Source organism: Arthrobacter sp. 05T420 (assembly GCF_056396305.1).
In genome coordinates, this window is record NZ_JBFTLG010000008.1 from 146,771 (window position 1) to 167,571 (window position 20,801).

The following is a 20,801-nucleotide window of genomic DNA, read 5'->3' on the forward strand; positions in this document are numbered from 1 at the left end:
TGATAACGCGGAACCCGGATTTCGGAAGACGTCCCGGGGTTCTTTCCGTCCGGCCCTTGCCGCTATTTTGCGGGGTTGTGGGTCCCGATCGGCACCAGGGTGAGATCAGGGTGGTTCTTTTCGATCCGGCGCAGGGCCCAGACGTCGTTGAACAAGGCCAGATATTCCCCGTCGGAGCGCAACAGGACTTCGGCGCCGGGGACGTTGGCCAGCGCCGGCATGGCGTCGGCGGTCGAGATCCGGGCCATGGAATACGGCAGGCGTTCCAGCCGCATCGGGGCGCTGAAGTCGTGCGCCATGCGGTCTTCGACCACTTCGAACTGCATGGGGCCGACGGCGGCAAGGACGGGCGCCTGGTCACCGCGGATGTCGGAGCGGAGCACCTGGATGACGCCCTCGTGCTCGAGTTGTTCGATGCCGCGGCGGAACTGCTTGAACCGGCTCGGGTCCTTGGAGCGCGCCACCTGGAAGTGTTCCGGGGCGAACAGCGGGATCGCGGGGAACTCCACGGGCTGGTCCAGGAACAGGCTGTCCCCCACGCGAAGGGAGGAGGCGTTTACGAGGCCAACCACGTCGCCCGGGAAGGCCTCGTCGATCACCTCGCGTTCGCGGCCAAAGACCTGCTGGGCGTACTTGGTGGCGAAGGATTTCCCGGTTCGGGTCTGGGTGACCACCATGCCGCGCTCGAACATGCCGGAGCAGACACGGATGAAGGCAACGTGGTCGCGGTGGGCCTTGTTCATGCCGGCCTGGACCTTAAAGACGAAGCCGGCGAAAGGGGCGTCGACAGGGCGGGGCTCACCTTCGACATCGGGCCGCGGGGCAGCGGGCGGGGCAAAGTCGACGAGGGCGTCGAGGATTTCCTTCACACCGAAGTTCAGCGCGGCCGAGCTGAAGAGGATCGGCGTCGCCTTGCCGGCGTGGAAGGCCTCGACGTCGAACGCCAGATTGGATTCAACGACCAGCCCCGCCTCGTCCACGGCATTCGACCAGTCATCTCCCTGGCTGGCCGCGGCCTCGTCCGGGGTGAAGTACTCGGTGAGGGCGATATTGGCCCCGGAGTTGTTGCGCTTGAACTGCGCGAAGCGGTCATTGCGCAGGTCCCAGACGCCGCGGAAGTCGCCGGAGATGCCCACGGCCCAGGTCAGCGGCATGGGCTGCAGGCCGGTGCGCTCGGTGATCTCGTCCATGAGGGCCAAGGCGTCCAGGCCGGGCCGGTCCCACTTGTTGATGACAGTGATGATGGGCAGGTTGCGCTGCTTGCAGACCTCGAAGAGTTTCATGGTCTGGGTTTCCAGGCCCTTCGCGGCATCGACCAGCATGACGGCGCAGTCCACGGCCGCGAGCACGCGGTAGGTGTCCTCGGAGAAGTCCGCGTGGCCGGGGGTGTCCAGGAGGTTGATGACGGTGTCCCGGTAGCCGAACTGCAGCGCGGCGGAGCTGATGGAGATGCCGCGGTCCTTTTCCATCTGCATCCAGTCCGAGACCGTCTCCTTGCGGTTGGCCTTGCCGCTGGAGGCGCCGGCAGTGCCGATCACCTTTGCGTGCAGCGCGAGGGCCTCCGTCAGGGTGGATTTGCCGGCGTCGGGGTGCGAAATGACCGCGAAAGTCCGGCGCCGGGCCGCCTGCTTGTGAATCTCCTGGACTCGGGCGGGGCTGGGGACTTCTTGAGACACGATGCTACTTTCGCTGCGGCTGTGGACGGGTCACGGCGCGGAGAGCCCGCGGTACACCCAAGGATCCAAGTTTATCGCAGGCCGCGCACCGCGCACGAAGCGGGCGGCCATTCAGCACCAAAATGCCGTCGCGGGAAGGACCCGGGACAGCCGTTCCGGAGGCTCCGTGCGGAACGCCGCAATGGACCACTTTAAGGCTTGCCTGTGCGGAAGTGGCTGTGCTTTACCTCTATCATGGGGAGAGCGGGGAACTGAGTACTTTTGATCCTGCCGGGGGACCCTGGAAACCGGCGCACTTGCAGGCTCTCGCCTGCACCTTTGAAGGGAAATCTATGGCTCGGAGCCCTGAAGATGCGCTGAAGGCCACCCTGGCCAGGGTGGCACCGGGCACCGCCCTCCGCGACGGCCTGGAGCGCATCCTCCGCGGACGGACCGGTGCGCTGATCGTGCTGGGCATCGACAGAACAATCGAGTCCATCTGTTCGGGCGGCTTCGAAATTGGCATCGACTTCTCCCCCACCCGGCTGAGGGAACTGGCGAAGATGGACGGTGCCATCGTCTGCGATAAGGATGCCAGTAACATCCTGCGCGCGGCGGTCCAGCTCGTCCCGGACTCGAGCATCGAGACGCAGGAATCGGGAACCCGGCACCGGACCGCGGAACGCGTGGCCATCCAGACGGGTGTCCCGGTCATTTCGGTCAGCCAGTCAATGCAGATCATCGCGCTGTACGTGCACGGGCTGCGCCACGTCCTGGAGGGCTCGGAGAAGGTCCTGGCCCGCGCCAACCAGGCCCTGGCAACCCTGGAACGCTACCGCTCGCGCCTGGACCAGGTGACCAGCTCACTCTCGGCCCTCGAAATCGAGGCCATGGTGACGGTCCGCGACGTCGCGGTCACGCTTCAGCGCCAGGAAATGGTGCGCAGGATCTCCGAGGAAATCTCCCAGTACGTCTTGGAACTGGGCGAGGACGGCCGCCTGCTCTCGCTGCAGCTGGACGAGCTCACCGTGGGCCGCGGCCCGGGCAGCGACGTCATCATCCGCGACTACTCGGGCCCGGCCGCAACCGCGGAGGACATCGACAAAGCGGTCAAGGCCCTCGTCAGCCTGGGCCCAACCGAGCTGATCGACCTGGGCAAGATCGCCGGAATCGTTGGCTTCGCCGGCGGCGAGGCTAACCTCGACGCCGTCGTGCAGCCGCGCGGCTACCGCCTGCTCTCCGGCCTCAAGGCCGTGCCGAAGGCCGTCGCCGACCGGCTCGTTGACCACTTTGGCGGCCTGCAGTTCCTGATGGCGGCAACAATCGATGACCTCATGACCGTGGACGGGATCGGAGACCAGCGCGCCAGGACCGTCAGGGAGGGCCTGAGCCGCATGGCCGAGGCCAGCCTGCTGGACCGGTTCCTCTAGCCCTAGCCCCCTCCAACACCCTTCGATTGCTCCCCACCCGACGGGGGATTAGCGGGGTTAGTTGAGTTGGAACACGGCCTTGGGGCTGGTTTTGTTCGCCAGCCGGGCGGTGAAGACATAGTAGGCGCCACCGGCTCCGGGCTTGGCGTCGACTGGTTCGCAGCCCTGCACTGTGCGGTTGCGCTGCCACGGGAAGTTCGCGGTCTCGCTCTTGCCCGGGGCAATGGTCTTCATCAGGTCCGTGCTCTCCGCCTGACAGTCCTTGGAGGAGAAGATCCGGTCCGAGCCGCTGGTGATCATGTACTCCATCTGCGATGTGCCGATGTTGACCTCGCAGGGCAGCTTGTTGTTGTTGGTCACAGTGAGGCTCAGCAGCGGCTTCTCGCCGGCGGCATAGATCTGTCTGTCGGTGGCAGCCGTGACGACCACCAGATTCTGCTCGCAGCCATCGCCCGAGGTGGCCGTGGATGAGGCCGAAGGATCCCGGGACGCCGTAGGGCTCCCCGACGCGGACGCAGTCGGCTGGCTTTCCTGCGCTGCGGCCCCTGAAGGCTGGTCGCCTGATGAGGGGCCGTCGCCCTGGCCGGCACTCAAGGCGCTCGAGAGTGCGACGAAGCCGCCGAAAGCCACAGCGAGAACGAGCAGCAGGACCACGCCCGCGATCAGCCGGCGACGGCGGTACACCGGGCGGAGCGGGGGTCGTCCGGATTTCCGGCCGGATCGTCCTGGGGGCGAACCTTTCGGCCGCGAACCACCCGTTCCTGAACTGCCTTGCCTAACCATTCTTCTAGCCTAGAGAACCGCGCGGGCTATGGCGCCCGACCACGCCGCGGGACCTGACGCCGTCCCGATCCGTTACCCCGATCTATTACGCTGAATGGATCGAAACTCTAACCCCAACGCCCCCAGTATCCGCCGCGGCGCAGCGGGAGCCCCTGCCCGCCGGGCCGGGCGTCCACGCCCCGGATCTCCCCGCGCTCCATGCCGCCTTGGACGACTGGTTCGCACTTAATGCCAGGGAACTGCCGTGGCGGGCCGCGGAGTGCACACCCTGGGGCGTGCTGGTCAGCGAGGTCATGCTCCAGCAGACGCCGGTGGTCCGGGTCCTGCCGGTCTGGGAGGAGTGGCTGCGCCGCTGGCCGGAACCGTCCGCGCTGGCCAGCGAACCCGCCGGGGAAGCCGTCCGGTCATGGGGCCGGCTGGGGTATCCCCGGCGCGCCCTGCGCCTGCACGCGGCTGCCGTGGCCATCAGGGACAGCCACGGCGGGGCCGTCCCCGGCGCCTACACCGAGCTCCTGGATCTCCCCGGCGTGGGCAGCTACACGGCCGCGGCCGTCGCGGCGTTCGCCTATGGACGCCGGGAAACGGTGGTTGACACCAATATCCGCCGGGTCCATGCGCGGCTGGTCTCCGGTTCTGCCTTGCCGGCGCAGGCCTTGACCGCTGCCGAAATGCGGCTGGCGGCGTCCTTGCTTCCCGACGACACGGCCGCCTCGGTGCGCTGGAACGCCTCCGTCATGGAACTCGGCGCCCTGGTCTGCACGGCGCGGACCCCCAAGTGCGGCCAGTGCCCAGTCCGGGAGTCCTGCGCCTGGCTGGCGGCCGGCGAGCCCGCGCCAACGTACACGCCCAAGGGACAGGCCTGGCACGGCACGGACCGGCAGGTCCGCGGCGCCGTGATGGCCGTCCTGCGGGTAGCGGAGGACCCCGTGGCGCCGGTGCTGTTTCACCAGGCTGCCGCGGACTTGGGCTTCGAACCCCAGGGAATCGGGATCCCGCTCGCGGCCCTGCACCGGCTCAATGCGGCTCCCGAGCAGCTGGAACGGGCGCTGGCCGGCCTGCTGGGCGATGGCCTCGCGGAACTGCACCGGGGCGGCTTCCGGCTCCCGGGCTGAGGATCTAGGCTGGAGCATGCGCAAGCTGGCGGCCGCGGCCGCTCTGGCCCTCACCGCCGTCCTGGTAGCTTCGTGCCGGGCGGAGGCCGCCTGCCCGGCGATCGGCCAGGCGCCCGTCGTGACCGTCACCGTCGCCCGGGAGTATGCCCCGTCAGTGCGCGCCATCCACCTTCGGGCCTGCCAGGACGGGCGCTGCAAGGAAGCGGACCTGGAATTGGTGCCCGGGGGCACGGCCGTGGACCAGGGCTGTGAGCCGGTTCGCTACGGCGGCGACGGCGTCTGCTCGGCCATTTCGTCGCCCAACGGCACCCTGACCGGCATGCTGATGATGGAGACGCTGACGGCCAGCCGCATCGAGGTGACGGCCACGGGCACGGATAGTGCCGGGAACCCGCTGCCGGCACGGACCGCGGCCTTCACACCCCGGGCTGCGCAGCCGTTTGGAGAGCAGTGCGGTACCTTCGTCAGCGCCGGCGTGGTGCTGGACGCGGCCGGCCTCCGGCAGGCACCCTAGCCCCGGCCGCCAGACCCGCCTGGCCTGCCAGACCCGCCCCGAAATTCCAGGCCGCTACGGTTCGCCGAACCCCGAGCCGACCAGGCGTTCCAGGTAGCCGACCGCCTTGGCGGCGTCCGGGCCGCTGGCCTCCACATGCAGGATGGTTCCCTTGCCGGCAGCAAGCATCATGAGCTCCGTCATGGAGGCACCATCGGCGCCGTTGACGGTTACCTCGGCGTCCATGGCGGACAGGCCGCCGGCTATCTTCGCCGCCGGCCGGGCGTGCATGCCGGCCTGGTTGACGAGCTCGAAGTCCCCTGTGGCATCCGGCGGCTGCTGGTGCGTATGCTCGGCCTCCGCGGGGTGGGCCGGGGGCCGGTAGACAGCCTCAGCTGCGTCCTTCACCGCCGCCGCTTCGGCTCCGGCCTGGGCAGCCACCGCGGCCGCCACCAGTCCTTCCACCAGGGGCGCGTCCGCCAGCAGCACGGATCCCGGATCGGCTGCGAACTCCGCTGCGGATTCGGCCGTCATCACCGCGGATCCGAGGTCGGCGAGCACCACCACCCCGTCACCGGCGGCTTGCTCCAGCGCCGCCATGACCTTCTCCAGGCTCGTGCCGATGCGGCCGTCGTCGGTGCCACCTGCGGGGAGGATCAGCACGTCGGGGGCCATCTGCGCGGCGAGCTCGGCGGCGCCGTCCGCGATCTTGGCGCTGTGCGAGACCACCACCAACCGGACTGTCACTCGGTTGCTCCGGCCGCGGCGCGCAGGATCAGTGCACTGGAGACCGCTCCGGGGTCGCGGTGGCCGATGCTGCGCTCCCCCAGATAGCTGGCGCGGCCCTTACGGGCGAGCATCGGATCCGTGGACACGGCGCCGGCTTCGGCGGCCTCCGCCGCGGCGAGCAGCACCTTCCGGACGTCGCCGTCGCCAGCCGCGGCAGCGGCTGCGGCTGCCTCGATCGCGGGCGTCCAGGCGTCCACCATCGTCTTGTCCCCCGGCTCGGCCTTCCCGCGGGCAACGATCCCGTCGCGGGCGGCCTGCAGCGCGGCCGCCAGGGTGGCGGCGTCGACGTCGGACGTGTCACCGAATGCCGTGGCGGCCCGCAGGAACGCGGTGCCGTACAGCGGGCCGGCCGCGCCGCCAACCTTGGACATCAGCGTCATGGCCGTCAGTTTCAGGGCCGCCCCCGGGGTTTCCGGCGGCGCCTCGGCAACCTTGTCCATCACGGCTTTGAAGCCGCGGTCCATGTTCTCGCCGTGGTCCGAGTCCCCGATGGGCCGGTCCAGCTCGATCAACTCCACCCGGTGTTCCGCCATGGCCTGCGCTGAAAGGGTCAGCCAGCGCACGGCCCAGCCGACGTCCAGCCCCATGGTCAGACGCCCCAGCGGAGGGCCGGAGTGTGCACGGGAGCGTCCCAGAGCGTCGCCATTTCATCATCGAGGCGCAGGACAGTGATGGAGCAGCCCTGCATCTCCAGGGCGGTGATGTAGTTGCCCACCAGGGACCGTGCCACCGTGACGCCCTGCTCGGCCAGTCTCTGCGCGGCCCGGCGGTACACGATGTACAGCTCGCTGGCCGGAGTGCCGCCCATGCCGTTCACGAAAAGGAGCACCTGGTCGCCGGAGCTAAGCCCGAGATCGCTGACCACCGGGTCCAGGAGGCGGTCGGTGATGCCGTCGGCGTTTTCCATGGGAATTTTCTGCCGGCCCGGCTCGCCGTGGATGCCGATCCCGATCTCGATCTCGTTTTCCTCGAGATCAAAGCTGGGAACCCCCGCGTGCGGAACGGTGCAGGCGGACAACGCCACGCCCATGCTGCGCACGTTCTGGTTGACCCGGTCACCGATCGCGGCGACCGCGTCCAGGTTGTCGCCGCGTTCGGCGGCCGCACCGGCGATCTTCTCGACCAGGACCGTTCCGCCGACGCCCCGGCGGCCGGCCGTGTACAGCGAATCCTGCACGGCGACGTCGTCGTTGACCAGGACCGTGCGGACCTCTACGCCTTCGGCCTGAGCGAGTTCGGCGGCGGTCTCGAAGTTCAGGACGTCGCCGGTGTAGTTCTTCACGATGTGCACGACGCCGGCGCCGGAGTTCACGGCCAGCGTTGCCGGCAGTATCTGGTCGGGGGTGGGCGAGGTGAACACGGCGCCCGGAACGGCGGCGTCGAGCATGCCCAAGCCCACGTACCCGCCGTGCAGCGGCTCATGTCCGCTGCCGCCGCCAGAGACGAGCCCGACTTTCCCCGCCACTGGGGCGTCCTTGCGAACTATGTATTTCGGGTCGGGAAAAACGGTCACGAGGTCGGCGTGTGCAAGCCCGAACCCTTCCACTGACTCGTCGACCACGGCTTTGGGATCATTGATGAGTTTCTTCATGGCGGTGCTCCCTGGATGGTGTCCTGGCTGCTTGCTTAGACCCTACTACCGGGGCACGGCCGGCGGTAGGCTCCTGATTCCCACTGCCCGGGGCCCCCTGGCGGGGCTGCGAATCCAGGCCGGAGGGTGTTGCGTTGCGTTCCCTGGTCCTGCGGATGCTTCAGGCTTGTTTGTCGGCCCACGCCGGGAAGTGCGGCCACGCGTCGACGCCCAGCCAGGAGAACGGCGGAGCGGCGTGCCGGCCGATACGGGTGCGGGACGTGGCCGGCGGGCCGGCCGCGGCAGGCGCAGGGCCAGCGGTTTGTCCCGCCACCGGACCACCCGTGCCTGGCGACGAGCGGTTGGTGGATTCTGCCGGTGGCGCTTCCAGCGGCTGGACCGGCGGCTGGATCGGCGGCACTGCCGGAGCGCCGGCGATTGTCATTTGGAAAGCTGAAAAATCGGGAAAAATCACGGCTTTGTGCAATTTTCTGCCTCCGAAAGTATGCGGCCCACCCCCTGGACCGGGATCAGTTTATCCACCAAATTTATTGAAGGGAAGCCCCGGGCAGGCGTCGAGCTCCTCGCGGCCGCCAGTGCGGGCCGCGGAACCCGCCGCACGCTCCCCGGGCGGGCACAGCCGCGGGCGCTACAGCTCCTTGATCATCCTGGTGTTGCCCAGCGTGTTCGGCTTCACCCGCGCCAGGTCCAGGAACTCGGCCACGCCCTCGTCATGCGAGCGCAGGAGCTCGGAATACACCACGGGGTCGACGGCGGTCTGGTCAGCCATGACTTCAAAGCCGTGCTTCCTGAAAAAATCCACTTCGAACGTCAGGCAGAAGACGCGCGAGACGCCCAGCGCGCGGGCATCCTCCAGCAGACGCTCCACCAGCGCGTGGCCCACGCCCCTGCCGCGCCAGGCATCCGAAGCCGCGAGGGTGCGCACCTCGGCCAGGTCCTCCCACATGACGTGCAGTGCTCCGCAGCCGATCACCTCGCCGTTCTCCGATTCGGCGATCCGGAATTCCTGCAGGCTCTCGTAGTAGGCCACGGTTTCTTTGGCCATGAGGATCCGCTGGTCGGCCAGCGGGGCCACGAGCGTCTTGATGGCGCCAACGTCGCTGGTACGGGCAAGGCGGATGCGGATCGAGTCAGTCACAGCCCAATCCTACGGGCGCCCAGGCCTGGCCGGCCCGCGGCCGGGCCCGTGGCCGCCCTGTCAGAGACCCAGTTCGTCCGGGACGGGAATGTCCTTGTCCAGCAGGTTCCGGGCTAGGAAATGCTCCACCACGCCGTACCAGACCTTGGCGTGCTGCGGTTGCAGGATCCAGTGGTTCTCGTCCGGGAAGTACAGGAAACGGTGGTCCGTTTCGCCGTTTGCGTCGGCCGCCAGCTGCGACTTGGCGAGCAGTTCGTACCAGAGCCGCAGCCCCTCCCCGATCGGCACGCGGTAGTCCTTGTCGCCGTGGATGACCAGCATGGGAGTCCGGATCTTTTCCACGTGCAGATGCGGGGAGTTATCCAGCGCCATCTCGGCCGTCATCTCCTTGAGCCAGTACTGCGCGGCGTCCGTGGTGGGACCGAACTGGTCAAGGGCCCAGAGGCTGGCGTGAGTGACGATTGCCTTGAAGCGGTCCGTGTGCCCGGCCACCCAGTTGGCCATGTAGCCGCCGAAGGAGCCGCCCATGGCGGCGGTGCGCGTCTCGTCGATGTCTGGGCGCTGCACGACGGCGTCGGTGATGGCCATCAGGTCCGTGAACGGAGCCTTGCCCCATTCCCCCCAGCCGCGCTGGATGTGCTCCTGGCCGTAGCCGGTGGAGAGGGCAGGGTCCGGGAGCAGCACCGCGTAACCGCGCGCCACCAGCAGCCACGGGTTCCAGCGCCAGGTCCAGGCGTTCCAGGATCCCAGCGGGCCGCCGTGGATCCAGAGCAGCAGCGGGGCCGGGTTCGCGGCGGACGCGCCCTCGGGAAGGGCCAGGTACGCGGGCACACGGGCGCCGTCGGCCGCCGTCGTCTCCACGCGCTCCAGCGTCCCCTTGAAGTGCGGGCGCTCCGCGGGCGAGGGCAGGCGGACCACGCCGCCGCCGGCGAGGTCGATCCGCACAGGTTCGGCGGGGAATTCGTAGGAGCTGCGCAGGGCGTAGGCGCTGCGTCCGTCCGGTGCGACGACGACGTCGGTGTACGTGGCGGCGTCGTCCGTCAGGCGGAGCACCTGGCCAGCCTGGCTCCCGGCGGCACCGATCCGGAACACCGGCGAGGCGCCGTCCTCGTCGGCGGTGACCAGCAGCGCCGATCCGTCCGGCAGCCATGCGGCGGGGCGGGCCCAGCGGTCCCAGTCGTGGGCGAGCGGCGTCAGGGCGCCCCCGCCTTCCGCCGGGCCGGTGACGTCGAGCAGGTGCAACTTGACCTGCGGAGCCTCCAGGGGCGTGGTGTCGCTTTCACTGAGCACCACCAGGCTCCGGCCGTCAGGACTGACCGGGCCCGGGAAGTAGCTCAGGCCTTCCGTGTCCAGCAGAACCGTCCGGGTGCCTGTGGCGACGTCGATGGCGACCAGCACGGACCGCGAATCGGCGTTGGCGAGCGGCTTGACGAAGCTGCTGTAGATCATCGTGCCGTCCGGGCTGACCACCGATTCGGCGTCCCTGAGCCGGGTGCCGGCGTCGGGCGTGAGGTTGCGGAGCTTCAGCGGCGGCGCGGCGTCGACGGTGGTCGGTTTGCCGGCCTCCAGCTGCCCTCCGGTTTCGACGGCGAACAGCCGCGGCTGCCCGGGGCCCAGGTCCGCGTCCCAGTAGCGGACGGGGTAGCCGCTGTGCAGGATGGCCGCGACCTTGTTGTCCTTGCGCGCCTTGCGGCGTTCTTCGTCATTGTCCTCGTCCGTGGAGCCAGCCAGCACCGAGGCCGCGACCACCACGGTGTCGGCGTCCTTGGCGGCGTGGACCCCGCCGATTCCGCCGGCGCGGGACAGCGCCACCCGGGCTTCGCCGCCGTCGGACGGGAGGATCCAGAGGGCGCTCACCGGGTCAGCCTCGGGGCTCTCTGGATCGGGGCGGGCAGAGGTGAAGTAGAGGTCGCCGTTGGCGGCAAACACCGCACCGGCCTCCCCCTTGGCGCTGCGCGTGATCCGGCGGGCGTGCTTGACCCCGCCCGGATCTACTTCCCACAGCGCGGTGCAGTATTCGGTGCCCTTCGCGCCGAGGGTCGCCACGGTGGTGACCAGTCGGCTCCCGTCCGGGCTCAGCGTCAAACCGCTGACTTTGGGGATGGCGAGGTAGTGGTCCAGATCGTGGAAGGGGGTCTCGGGTTGTTCGCTCAGGGTCTCTGAGTCCTTGGCAGCCATGCACCGATTCAACACCTTATGTGGCATCGATCACAGAAAGTTCACTGAGAGTGAAACACTGCTTTCAGATACTGAGTGTCGTCGAGCTGGACGCCGGGGGCAACGCAAAGGCCCCGCCGTCCCTTTCGGGACAGCGGGGCCTTTGGTCTTGGTGCTTAGACGCTCGGAGCGATCTCCGGGATGCGCGGCTTGGCGTTGCCGGCGAAAGTGAACTTCGCGTCGTCGCCTTCGCCTTCCACATCCACCACCACGATGTCGCCGGAGTGCAGTTCGCCGAACAGGATCTTCTCGGAGAGCTGGTCCTCGATCTCGCGCTGGATGGTGCGGCGCAGCGGCCGGGCACCCATGGCGGGGTCGTAGCCGCGGGTCGCCAGGAGCACCTTGGCCGCGGACGTGAGCTCGATGCCCATGTCCTTGTCCTTGAGACGCTTCTCGAGGCGGCCGACGAACATGTCCACGATCTCGATGATCTCGTCCTGGGTCAGCTGCGGGAAGACCACAACATCGTCGACACGGTTCAGGAACTCGGGGCGGAAGTGCTGCTTGAGCTCCTCCGTGACCCGGGCGCGCATCCGGTTGTAGCCGGTCTGCGTGTCGGTGCCGGACTGGAAGCCGGTGGCGACACTCTTGGAGATGTCCCTGGTGCCGAGGTTCGTGGTCATGATGATCACGGTGTTCTTGAAGTCCACCACGCGGCCCTGGGAGTCGGTCAGGCGGCCGTCTTCCAGGATCTGCAGCAGCGAGTTGAAGAGATCGGCGTGCGCCTTCTCCACTTCATCGAACAGGACCACGGAGAACGGACGACGGCGGACCTTCTCCGTCAGCTGGCCGCCTTCCTCGTAGCCCACGTAGCCCGGAGGGGCACCGAAGAGCCGCGAGACCGTGTGCTTCTCCGAGTACTCGGACATGTCCAGGGTGATCAGCGCGTCCTCTTCGCCGAACAGGAACTCGGCGAGGGCCTTGGCCAGTTCGGTCTTTCCGACGCCGGTGGGGCCGGCGAAGATGAACGAGCCGCCCGGACGCTTGGGGTCCTTGAGGCCCGCACGGGTGCGCCGGATTGCCTGGGACAGTGCCCTGATGGCCTCGTCCTGGCCGACAACGCGCTTGTGGAGTTCGTCTTCCATCTTCAGCAGGCGCGAGGACTCTTCCTCGGTCAGCTTGAAGACCGGGATGCCGGTGGAGTTCGCCAGCACTTCAGCGATGAGGTCCTCATCAACTTCGGAGATGTCGTCCATGCCGCCGGTCTTCCACTGGCGTTCCTTCTCGGCGCGCTCGGCAATGAGCTTCTGCTCCTTGTCGCGCAGCGACGCGGCGCCTTCGAAGTCCTGCGCGTCGATCGCGGATTCCTTCTCCAGCTTCATGGCGGCGATCTTCTCGTCCATGACCTTGAGCTCGGGCGGGGCGGTCATGCGGCGGATGCGCAGCCGCGCGCCGGCCTCATCGATCAGGTCGATCGCCTTGTCCGGCAGGAACCGGTCCGAGATGTACCGCTCGGAAAGGCTCGCGGCCGACGCGAGGGCGCCGTCGGTGATGGTGACGCGGTGGTGTGCCTCATACCGGTCGCGAAGGCCCTTAAGGATCTCGATCGCGTGCGCAACGGAGGGTTCCTTGACCTGGATCGGCTGGAAACGGCGCTCCAGCGCGGCGTCCTTCTCGATGTGCTTGCGGTATTCGTCCAGCGTGGTGGCACCGATGGTCTGGAGTTCGCCGCGGGCCAGCATGGGCTTCAGGATCGAGGCCGCATCGATGGCGCCTTCAGCGGCTCCGGCACCCACCAGGGTGTGGATCTCATCGATGAACAAGATGATGTCGCCGCGGGTGCGGATCTCCTTGAGGACCTTCTTCAGGCGCTCTTCGAAGTCACCGCGGTAGCGGGAGCCGGCCACGAGGGACCCGAGGTCCAGGGTGTACAGCTGCTTGTCCTTGATGGTTTCCGGGACATCGCCACGCACGATCGCCTGGGCGAGGCCCTCGACGACGGCGGTCTTGCCGACGCCCGGTTCGCCGATCAGCACGGGGTTGTTCTTGGTGCGCCGGGAAAGGACTTGCATGACGCGTTCCATTTCCTGCTCGCGGCCTATCACGGGGTCCAGTTTGTTCTCGCGCGCCGCCTGGGTGAGGTTGCGGCCGAACTGGTCCAGGACGACGGAACCCGCGGGGGTGCCCTCGGCCTGCCCGGGACCGACGCCGGCGCCCGTGGTTTCCTTGCCCTGGTAGCCCGAGAGCAGCTGGATGACCTGCTGGCGGACCCGGTTCAGGTCGGCGCCGAGCTTGACGAGCACCTGGGCGGCAACGCCCTCGCCCTCCCGGATGAGGCCGAGGAGGATGTGCTCGGTACCGATGTAGTTGTGGCCCAACTGCAGGGCCTCGCGGAGCGAGAGCTCCAGGACCTTCTTGGCACGAGGGGTAAAGGGGATGTGGCCGGAAGGTGCCTGCTGGCCCTGGCCGATGATCTCCTGGACCTGCTCGCGGACACCGTCGAGCGAAATGCTCAAGGATTCAAGGGCTTTGGCGGCAACACCTTCACCCTCATGGATCAGACCCAAGAGGATGTGTTCGGTACCAATGTAATTGTGGTTCAGCATGCGTGCCTCTTCTTGGGCAAGCACAACTACGCGACGGGCACGGTCCGTAAATCGCTCAAACATTTCGCCACACTCCTAGCTACGACGTACTTTGATGCTACGTGGCCGGGTTCCAGAATTGGGGCTTGTTCGCCACAGGGGAAACCGGAGGGTTGCGCATCGCTGCCCGGACGCCCCTCCCGGCAGGGGCGGGATGGGCCAGAACCCGCCCCGGGCGGGCGCAACCGGCCGGGCCGGGCGGTTCCTTCCGGCACCTACCGGTAGGGCAGGCGGCAGCGCCAGGTGTGTTCTTCGGCGCTTACTCGGGGGCGGGCGCGGTCCGGCCCGAAAGGCGTGCCGCCGTCGGCATGGCAATGCCCCCGCTAGATAACGGGGGCATTGACATTTGACCGTGACGTCATTGGGACCTCATTGCGACTTCACCGCGAATCCACTGCAACTTTTTTGCGACTTGATTGCGCCTGTGGACTTGTTGAGACGTGATTGTCTCTTGATACCAGGCCGTGATACTGCGCCACCCTGCGAGTCCTGGCTAGGAATTAGCCTTTTGGTAGGCTTCCTGAATTTCGGCCTGGATACGACCGCGGCTGTTTACCGCATAGCCGTTGTCCCGTGCCCACTGTCGGATCTGGGCAGAGTCCTGATTCCGTCCGCTGGAAACTTTCGAGCGCGTGGCGCGTCCGCTGGACGTCTTGCGTGCGTGCGATACAAATCGCTCTACCGCGGAGCGCAGCTCTGAAGCATTGCTTGACGACAGGTCAATTTCGTAGCTGACGCCGTCAAGGCCAAACCGGACAGTTTCGTCCGCGGATCCCCCATCCAGATCATCAACGAGGATGATTTTTACTTTCTGTGCCATAAAGGACTCTCTTTCCAAAGATCGAGCGTTAAGAAAAGCAGGATGTATCTGGAATAAGTATCCTCCGCGTTACAGCAGGGAGTCAAAGCGCAAAACTTCTGTTCAAAGGAAAACCACAGGCGGCAATAGGGAACTATTACTTCGTTCCGGGTAATTAGCCCCCGAGGGCGCCGGAATCCTGCTCCCGGTTTTGAGTTTCCGCTCGCGCTTCCGCTTCGGCATGGGCGCGGGCTTCTGCCTGCCGCTCCGATTTGTCGGCATTGAATATGGATTTCATGGCAAACCAGAAAAGCAGGCCCACCACGATGGGGGGCAGCAATACGGCGATATAGTCCATGCTCAGTGTCCTTCGGGCTTCAAAAGGGGGAAGAGGATCGTTTCGCGGATACCGGCGCCGGTGAAGAGCATCACGAGGCGGTCGATGCCCAGGCCGATTCCACCCATGGGCGGCGCGCCGTACTCGAGGGCACGGAGGAAGTCTTCGTCCAGCTGCATAGCCTCCACGTCGCCCGCGGCGGACCGGCGGGACTGTTCGGTGAGGCGTTCGCGCTGGATCACCGGGTCAATCAGTTCGGAGAACGCCGTGCCCCGCTCCATGCCGCCGATGATGAGGTCCCAGGCCTCGATCAGGCGGCCGTCTTCGCGGTGCTGGCGGGCCAGCGGCTGGGCGGACGGCGGATAGTTGTAGACGAACGTGGGGTTCATCAATGTGGGTTCCACCAGTTCGCCGAAGAGTTCGACTACGAGCTTCTCGGCGTCCCAGCCGGCGTCGACCTTGACCTCGTGCTTGGCGGCCAGTTCCAGCAGTTCCGCAACCGGGGTGTCCGGGGTCACTTCCTGACCCACGAATTCGGACAACCCCGGGTAGACCGCCAGCCAGGTCCAGTCGCCGTCGAGGTTGATCTCCCCGGCTTCGGTCTGCAGCACGCGGCCCACACCGGCCGCGTCGGCGGCGTCCAGGATGATCTCCTTGATCCGGTCCGCCATGACGAACTGGTCCGCCCACGCCTCGTAGGACTCCAAGGTGGTGAACTCGGGGCTGTGCGTGGAGTCCACCCCTTCGTTGCGGAAGACCCGGCCCATGTCGTAGACGCGGTCGATCCCGCCGACCACCGTGCGCTTGAGGTAGAGCTCGGTGGCGATGCGCAGCGTCATTTTCTGGTCGAAGGCGTTCATGTGCGTCTCGAAGGGACGGGCCGTGGCGCCGCCGTGAACCAGCTGCAGCATGGGGGTTTCCACCTCAACGTAGCCCTGGCGGTGCAGGGTTTCGCGGATGGAGCGGGTGATCGCGGCGCGGGTGTAAACCATCTCCCGGGCTTCGTCGCGGACAATGAGGTCCACGTAGCGCTGGCGGACGCGCGTTTCTTCATTCAGCTCGGCGTGCAGCACCGGCAGCGGGCGCAGCGCCTTCGAGGCCATGGTCCAGGAATCCGCCATGACGGACAGCTCGCCGCGGCGCGATGAGATGACCTCGCCCTTGACGAAGACGTGGTCGCCGAGGTCCACGAGGGACTTCCACTCAGCGAGCGCCTCCTCACCGATGTTGGCCAGGCTCAGCATGACCTGCAGCCGGACGGCCTTGCCGTCCACGCCGCCCTCCTGGAGGGTGGCGAAGCAGAGCTTGCCCGTATTGCGGATGAAGACAATGCGGCCGGTCACGCCGACGGTGTCGCCGGTGGTTTCATCGGCCTGCAGGTAGGCGTATTTCTCACGGATTTCCGTGAGCGAGTGTGTGCGTTCGACACCCACCGGATATGCCTCGACGCCGCTTTCAATCAGCTTGGCGCGCTTCTCCATGCGGATGCGGGTCTGCTCGCTGGCATCGTGCGGCTCGGCGGCGGTGTTCGGGGCGGGGGTGTTTTGGGAAGTCACAATCCCCAAGTTTACCGTCGATTTGCGCCCGGGCAGGTCCCGGTCCGGTTCTGGCGGGCGTAGCCGGGCAGACAGGGTGCGGGAATAGACTCAGGGCTGTGGAGACATGGACTGTGAGGACCGACGACGGCGAGGGGCACCTCGAGCTGCACACCATCCGTCCGGTGGTGCGGGCGCCGGGCGGCCCGGGCGCATCCGCCGCCATTGCGGCGCAATCTCAAAAACCCCGCGGTGAAGGGTCCGGCGTCGTCATCGTGCACGGGACGCTGATCACCGACAAGCTCTACCTGCCGTTTGCAAGGAAACTCGTCCGGCTGCTGGGCACCCCTGTGCACTGCTACAACCGGCGCGGGCGCGCCGGTTCCTCGCCCCAGCCCGCCGACTATTCTGCCGCCACGGAGGTGGCCGACCTGGCCACCGTGCTCCGTGAGACCGGGGCCAGCGACATCGTGGCCCACAGTTACGGCGGGTTTGTGGCCCTGCAGGGCGCCCGCAGCCTGCCGATCCGCCGCATGGTGACCTACGACGCGGCCGTCAGCGTCTCCGGGAACCTCAGCCAGCGCTGGCGGCCGGAGCTTGAACGTTCCGTGGCCTCCGGCCAGCTTGACGACGCCTGGGCGCATTTGGTGCAGGGCCTGGAGACGGCGGGGCCGGTGTCCCGGCTGCCGCTGGGCGCGCTGCGCATGCTGAGCATCCTCTCGGCCCGGACCAACCTGGGGGCGGAAATGCGGGAACTGCTTCCCACGGCTGTTGCGGAGATGCGCGCCGTGCTGGCCGCCGACGCCGAACTCGGTGAGTTTGCCGCCATCACCACGCCCACGCTCATGCTCAGCGGCGGCTGGAGCCCTCCCTACTTCGCCGAGACGGGCCGCCAGCTCGCCGACGCCGTCCCGGCGCTCAGCTTCGCCGTGGTTCCCGGGCAACTCCACGAAGGCCCCATCCGGCCGGGGAACCGGCTGGCCCTCCGCGCGGCACGGTTCCTGCTCGGCGGGACCGGCGCTGTGACCCGGCCCTCCGGCAGCCTGACGGCCGGGGGCATGGCAGGCATTGCCGGACGCGTGCCGGCCCGGTGGCGGCGGATTGGGTCCGGCGGCTGACGGCAGCGCGGCGGCCGACCGCTAGAATCGGGGGCGACCCTTTCGAAAGGACCCCCTTGGCCAAGCTCTACTTCCGCTTCGGCGCCATGAACTCCGGCAAATCTACGGGGCTGCTGCAGGCGGCGTTCAACTATGAGGAACGCGGGCAGCGGGTTCTGCTGGCGAAGCCGGACGTGGACACCAAAGGCGACTCCGACGTCGTGTCCCGCCTGGGCATGACCCGTTCGGTGGACTTCCTGATCCCCGCCGGCGCATCGGCCCGCGGGCTTTTCACCGCCCAGGCCCACGGTGACGATCCCGACGCCCTTCTGCAGCACGTGGACACCGCACCGGTGGCCTGCTTGCTGGTTGACGAGGCCCAGTTCCTGGAACCGGAGCAGGTGGACGATCTCTTCCGCATCGCGGTCCTGGACAACGTCCCCGTGCTCGCCTACGGCATCCGCACCGATTTCCGGACCCGCGCCTTCCCCGGGTCCCTTCGGCTCCTGGAGATTGCGCACACCGTCGAAGAACTCAAGACCATCTGCCGCTGCGGACGGAAGGCTATCTTCAACACCCGGCGGATCGGGGACCAGGTGGTCTTTGACGGGAACCAGGTTGCGATCGACGGCCAGGACGTCTGGTACGAGTCGCTCTGCGGCGCCTGCTACCTCGAGGCTTCCGGCGGCCGGCTGGGCAACTAGCTGCACTGTGCCCGGGCAGTGCCGTGCCCGATTGACCTGCCCTCTACTGAGTTGTGGCTTACTGCAGTGGGGCGCGGCCTCGGCTAGGCTCGGAGCATGACCCGCGAGAACATCAGAACCCCCGACGGCGGAACGATCGAGCTTTTCAGCACGGGCGCCGAGCTCGCCTCGGCGGGCTCGGGAATCGTCGTCGTGCCGGCCTCGATGGTGACGGCCGCCGATTACACGCGTTTCGCGCAGAAACTCAGCGCGTCACTTGGCCGGCCGGTGCACACCTTCAACCGTCGCGGCCGCGGCACGTCCTCCCCGCAGCCGGAGGACTACACCCTGGACGTGGACATCCACGATCTCGACGCCGTCATGAAGCAAACGTCCAGTACGGACGTCTTCGGCCACAGCTTCGGCGGGGCGGTGGCCCTGCACGCGGCCCGCACCCTGCCGGTGGAGCGGCTGGCTGTCTACGACCCCGCCGTGTCCGTCAACCACAGCGTGACGGCGGACTGGACGCCCGAATACGAGCGGGCGACCGCGGCCGGCGACGACGACCGCGCCCTCGCCGTCCTGCTCAGAGGACTCGAGACCGGCAGCGCCCTGTCCCGGATGCCGCTGTCAATGTTGACGCTGGCGAACAAGCTTTCGGCGGGCACGCCGATGGGCAAGCAGCTGCGCGACCTCATGCAGACCGGTGTCCGCGAGATTAAGGCGATCATCGCCGCAGATATGCCGGCAGAGCCGTTCCTGGAACTTCCGCTGGAGACGCTGATCATTGTGGGCGAGAAGAGCCCGGCATACTTCGGCGTGGCCTGTGCCCAGATCCACGATGTCCTCTCCGGTTCCAGCTACACGATCCTGCCCGGCATGGGCCACGACGGTGTCAACAAGGCGCCGGACAAGCTGATCGCCGAACTCAGCGCGTTTTACGCGGGCTGACCCGCGTAAGTCCAACGCAAAACCAACCAACGCAAACCAACGCGGGGTCATTTCGCGCCCATCCGCCCCTAGGACATGGGCGCGAAGTGACCCCGCGTTGCTCTTAGTGGCGTCGCTGTTAGTGTGCGGGCTGTGCCGCGCCGGCGGTCTTGCGCATCATGGTAGACAGCACGACGGCGGCGAGTGCTATGACAGCCGCCGTCAGGAATGCGGCGTGCATGCCGGCAACCATTCCCGAGGACTCCGCCACCACCGCGTAGATCGAGACCAGGAGCGCCGTGCCAGCGGCGCCGGCTACCTGCTGCAGGGTGCTCATGATGGCCGAGCCGTGGGAGTAAAGGTGCGGTGGCAGCGGGTTCAGGCCCGTCGTGAAAGCAGGCGTGAACAGCAGTGCCAGGCCCAGGCTCAGCGCCACGTGCAGGGCAATGATCCACCCCAACGGTGAGCCGGCGTCCAGCATTGAGAACTGCCAGAGGGACAGCACCATCATCACCGAGCCCGTCACTGTCAGCGGCAGCGGCCCGACCCTGTCGAACACGCGGCCGATGAACGGCCCCAGCAGGCCCATGGCCAGGCCACCCGGAAGCAGCACCAGGCCGGTCTCGAGTGACTTCAGGCCGCGGATCTCCTGCAGGTACAACGGCAGCAGGATCACCGCGCCGAACAAGGCGATCATGGCCACGACCAGCAGCAGCACGGACACGGTGAACATCCGGAAAGTGAAGGCGCGCAGGTCCAGCAGGGGGCCGTCGCTCTTCTGCAGCTTCAGCTGGCGCAGGACGAACGCGGTCAGGGAAACCACGCCGACGGCCAGGGCCACCACGGCCGGGGTGCGGGCGCCGGCCTGGCCGCCGCCGATCTGGCTCAGGCCGTACACCAGGCCGCCGAATGCGGGGACCGTGAGCACCACCGAGAGTGCATCAAGCCGGGTCTTTTCGGAGGTGCCGATGTTGGTCAGGTATTTGGCCCCGATGGCCAGCGCGGCCAGGGCGATCGGCAGCACGAAGACGAACATGAACCGCCAGGAAAAGTGCTCGAGGATCAGGCCGGAAACCGTGGGGCCCATGGCCGGCGCAACCGAAATGGCGATGCTGACATTGCCCATGACGGCGCCGCGGCGTTCCAGCGGCACGAGCGTGAGGATGGTGGTCATCAGGAGCGGCAGCATGATGGCTGTGCCGCCGGCCTGGACGATGCGGGCCAGCAGCAGGACTTCGAAGCCCGGCGCGAGGGCGGCCAGCAGCGTGCCGCCGGAGAACAGCCCCATGGCCAGCATGAACACGGCACGGGTGGACAGCCGCTGCAGGATGAACCCGGTGGTGGGGATCACCACAGCCATGGTGAGCATGAAGCCGGTGGAGAGCCACTGCACGGTGGGCGCATCGATGTTCAGGTCCACCATCAGCCGCTGCAGGGCCACGTTCATGATGGTCTCGTTGAGGATCACCACGAACGTGGCCACGAGCAGCGTGACGATGATGGTTACGGACTCCCGGGACATCTTCGCCGGCGTTGTCGGCGCGGCGGGCACGTTCCGCGCGGGGATGGTGGGGGCAGCGCCCGGTGCGGGATCGCCAGAGGCGTTGGACGAGACGTCTGTTGACAT

General features: G+C 67.4%; 19 protein-coding genes. 6 read left to right on the top strand and 13 right to left on the bottom strand.

From position 1 onward, the window contains the following. Positions 1–62: 62 nt before the first annotated feature. Positions 63–1,676: a peptide chain release factor 3 gene (locus AC1DEM_RS10010; protein WP_476884211.1), complete on the bottom strand. Its 1,614-nt coding sequence runs from the start codon at positions 1,674–1,676 to the stop codon at positions 63–65. A gap of 332 nt (positions 1,677–2,008) precedes the next feature. Here AC1DEM_RS10010 and disA point away from each other — a divergent pair, with 332 nt between their 5' ends. Then, positions 2,009–3,085, top strand: coding sequence for a DNA integrity scanning diadenylate cyclase DisA (disA, locus tag AC1DEM_RS10015; RefSeq protein ID WP_018774911.1), 1,077 nt, complete (start codon positions 2,009–2,011; stop codon positions 3,083–3,085). A 57-nt stretch (positions 3,086–3,142) separates the two neighbouring features. Here disA and AC1DEM_RS10020 read toward each other — a convergent pair whose 3' ends face one another. Continuing rightward, positions 3,143–3,769 carry a hypothetical protein gene (locus tag AC1DEM_RS10020; RefSeq protein WP_476884212.1) on the bottom strand — a complete coding sequence of 209 codons (627 nt, stop codon included), beginning with the start codon at positions 3,767–3,769 and terminating at the stop codon, positions 3,143–3,145. Positions 3,770–4,143: 374 nt separating this feature from the next. Here AC1DEM_RS10020 and AC1DEM_RS10025 point away from each other — a divergent pair, with 374 nt between their 5' ends. Together AC1DEM_RS10025 and AC1DEM_RS10030 are read left to right on the top strand one after the other, a co-directional pair. Next, positions 4,144–4,980, top strand: a complete 837-nt coding sequence (locus AC1DEM_RS10025; RefSeq protein WP_476884249.1) for an HhH-GPD family protein — start codon at positions 4,144–4,146, stop codon at positions 4,978–4,980. 16 nt (positions 4,981–4,996) lie between these two features. Further along, entirely contained in the window at positions 4,997–5,494 is a 498-nt protein-coding gene (locus AC1DEM_RS10030; protein ID WP_476884213.1) for a hypothetical protein, read from the top strand. Positions 5,495–5,548: 54 nt separating this feature from the next. Here the strand turns inward: AC1DEM_RS10030 and dhaM are convergent, their stop codons facing one another. From dhaM to lysS, 10 genes are all read right to left on the bottom strand, one after another. Beyond that, on the bottom strand, positions 5,549–6,220 hold the full coding sequence (gene dhaM / locus AC1DEM_RS10035; RefSeq protein WP_476884214.1) for a dihydroxyacetone kinase phosphoryl donor subunit DhaM: 672 nt from the start codon (positions 6,218–6,220) through the stop codon (positions 5,549–5,551). Then, positions 6,217–6,849, bottom strand: a complete 633-nt coding sequence (gene dhaL, locus AC1DEM_RS10040; protein ID WP_476884215.1) for a dihydroxyacetone kinase subunit DhaL — start codon at positions 6,847–6,849, stop codon at positions 6,217–6,219. Before dhaL ends, dhaM begins: the two co-directional genes overlap by 4 nt. A gap of 2 nt (positions 6,850–6,851) precedes the next feature. Next, complete coding sequence (gene dhaK / locus AC1DEM_RS10045; RefSeq protein ID WP_476884216.1) at positions 6,852–7,853, bottom strand: dihydroxyacetone kinase subunit DhaK; 1,002 nt, start codon at positions 7,851–7,853, stop codon at positions 6,852–6,854. Positions 7,854–8,013: 160 nt separating this feature from the next. Continuing rightward, positions 8,014–8,277: a hypothetical protein gene (locus AC1DEM_RS10050; RefSeq protein WP_476884217.1), complete on the bottom strand. Its 264-nt coding sequence runs from the start codon at positions 8,275–8,277 to the stop codon at positions 8,014–8,016. A 204-nt stretch (positions 8,278–8,481) separates the two neighbouring features. Beyond that, positions 8,482–8,991, bottom strand: a complete 510-nt coding sequence (locus AC1DEM_RS10055) for an amino-acid N-acetyltransferase (RefSeq protein ID WP_476884218.1) — start codon at positions 8,989–8,991, stop codon at positions 8,482–8,484. A gap of 60 nt (positions 8,992–9,051) precedes the next feature. Further along, positions 9,052–11,169 (bottom strand): S9 family peptidase, encoded by a 2,118-nt coding sequence (locus tag AC1DEM_RS10060; protein WP_476884219.1) that lies wholly within the window; start codon positions 11,167–11,169, stop codon positions 9,052–9,054. Between the two features lie 155 nt (positions 11,170–11,324). Next, on the bottom strand, positions 11,325–13,817 hold the full coding sequence (locus AC1DEM_RS10065; RefSeq protein WP_476884220.1) for an ATP-dependent Clp protease ATP-binding subunit: 2,493 nt from the start codon (positions 13,815–13,817) through the stop codon (positions 11,325–11,327). Positions 13,818–14,286: 469 nt separating this feature from the next. Next, positions 14,287–14,613: a histone-like nucleoid-structuring protein Lsr2 gene (locus tag AC1DEM_RS10070; RefSeq protein WP_476884221.1), complete on the bottom strand. Its 327-nt coding sequence runs from the start codon at positions 14,611–14,613 to the stop codon at positions 14,287–14,289. A 154-nt stretch (positions 14,614–14,767) separates the two neighbouring features. Next, positions 14,768–14,950 carry a hypothetical protein gene (locus tag AC1DEM_RS10075; RefSeq protein ID WP_476884222.1) on the bottom strand — a complete coding sequence of 61 codons (183 nt, stop codon included), beginning with the start codon at positions 14,948–14,950 and terminating at the stop codon, positions 14,768–14,770. A gap of 2 nt (positions 14,951–14,952) precedes the next feature. Next, entirely contained in the window at positions 14,953–16,485 is a 1,533-nt protein-coding gene (gene lysS, locus AC1DEM_RS10080) for a lysine--tRNA ligase (RefSeq protein WP_476884223.1), read from the bottom strand. 98 nt (positions 16,486–16,583) lie between these two features. On the opposite strand from lysS, the gene AC1DEM_RS10085 reads away from it, so the two are divergent. From AC1DEM_RS10085 to AC1DEM_RS10095, 3 genes are all read left to right on the top strand, one after another. Beyond that, entirely contained in the window at positions 16,584–17,582 is a 999-nt protein-coding gene (locus AC1DEM_RS10085) for an alpha/beta fold hydrolase (protein WP_476884224.1), read from the top strand. A gap of 56 nt (positions 17,583–17,638) precedes the next feature. Then, positions 17,639–18,265 carry a thymidine kinase gene (locus AC1DEM_RS10090; RefSeq protein ID WP_476884225.1) on the top strand — a complete coding sequence of 209 codons (627 nt, stop codon included), beginning with the start codon at positions 17,639–17,641 and terminating at the stop codon, positions 18,263–18,265. Between the two features lie 96 nt (positions 18,266–18,361). Then, positions 18,362–19,195, top strand: coding sequence for an alpha/beta fold hydrolase (locus AC1DEM_RS10095; RefSeq protein WP_476884226.1), 834 nt, complete (start codon positions 18,362–18,364; stop codon positions 19,193–19,195). 118 nt (positions 19,196–19,313) lie between these two features. Here AC1DEM_RS10095 and AC1DEM_RS10100 read toward each other — a convergent pair whose 3' ends face one another. Further along, on the bottom strand, positions 19,314–20,801 hold the full coding sequence (locus AC1DEM_RS10100; protein ID WP_476884227.1) for an MDR family MFS transporter: 1,488 nt from the start codon (positions 20,799–20,801) through the stop codon (positions 19,314–19,316).

Bases quoted from the DNA above. Each gene is read 5' to 3' on its own strand.
- disA (WP_018774911.1), top strand. From the start codon at position 2,009: ATGGCTCGGAGCCCTGAAGATGCGCTGAAGGCCACCCTGGCCAGGGTG.
- AC1DEM_RS10030 (WP_476884213.1), top strand. From the start codon at position 4,997: ATGCGCAAGCTGGCGGCCGCGGCCGCTCTGGCCCTCACCGCCGTCCTG.
- dhaL (WP_476884215.1), bottom strand. From the start codon at position 6,849: ATGGGGCTGGACGTCGGCTGGGCCGTGCGCTGGCTGACCCTTTCAGCG.
- dhaK (WP_476884216.1), bottom strand. From the start codon at position 7,853: ATGAAGAAACTCATCAATGATCCCAAAGCCGTGGTCGACGAGTCAGTG.
- AC1DEM_RS10050 (WP_476884217.1), bottom strand. From the start codon at position 8,277: ATGACAATCGCCGGCGCTCCGGCAGTGCCGCCGATCCAGCCGCCGGTC.
- AC1DEM_RS10060 (WP_476884219.1), bottom strand. From the start codon at position 11,169: ATGGCTGCCAAGGACTCAGAGACCCTGAGCGAACAACCCGAGACCCCC.
- AC1DEM_RS10065 (WP_476884220.1), bottom strand. From the start codon at position 13,817: ATGTTTGAGCGATTTACGGACCGTGCCCGTCGCGTAGTTGTGCTTGCC.
- AC1DEM_RS10070 (WP_476884221.1), bottom strand. From the start codon at position 14,613: ATGGCACAGAAAGTAAAAATCATCCTCGTTGATGATCTGGATGGGGGA.
- AC1DEM_RS10075 (WP_476884222.1), bottom strand. From the start codon at position 14,950: ATGGACTATATCGCCGTATTGCTGCCCCCCATCGTGGTGGGCCTGCTT.
- AC1DEM_RS10095 (WP_476884226.1), top strand. From the start codon at position 18,362: ATGACCCGCGAGAACATCAGAACCCCCGACGGCGGAACGATCGAGCTT.
- AC1DEM_RS10100 (WP_476884227.1), bottom strand. From the start codon at position 20,801: ATGTCAACAGACGTCTCGTCCAACGCCTCTGGCGATCCCGCACCGGGC.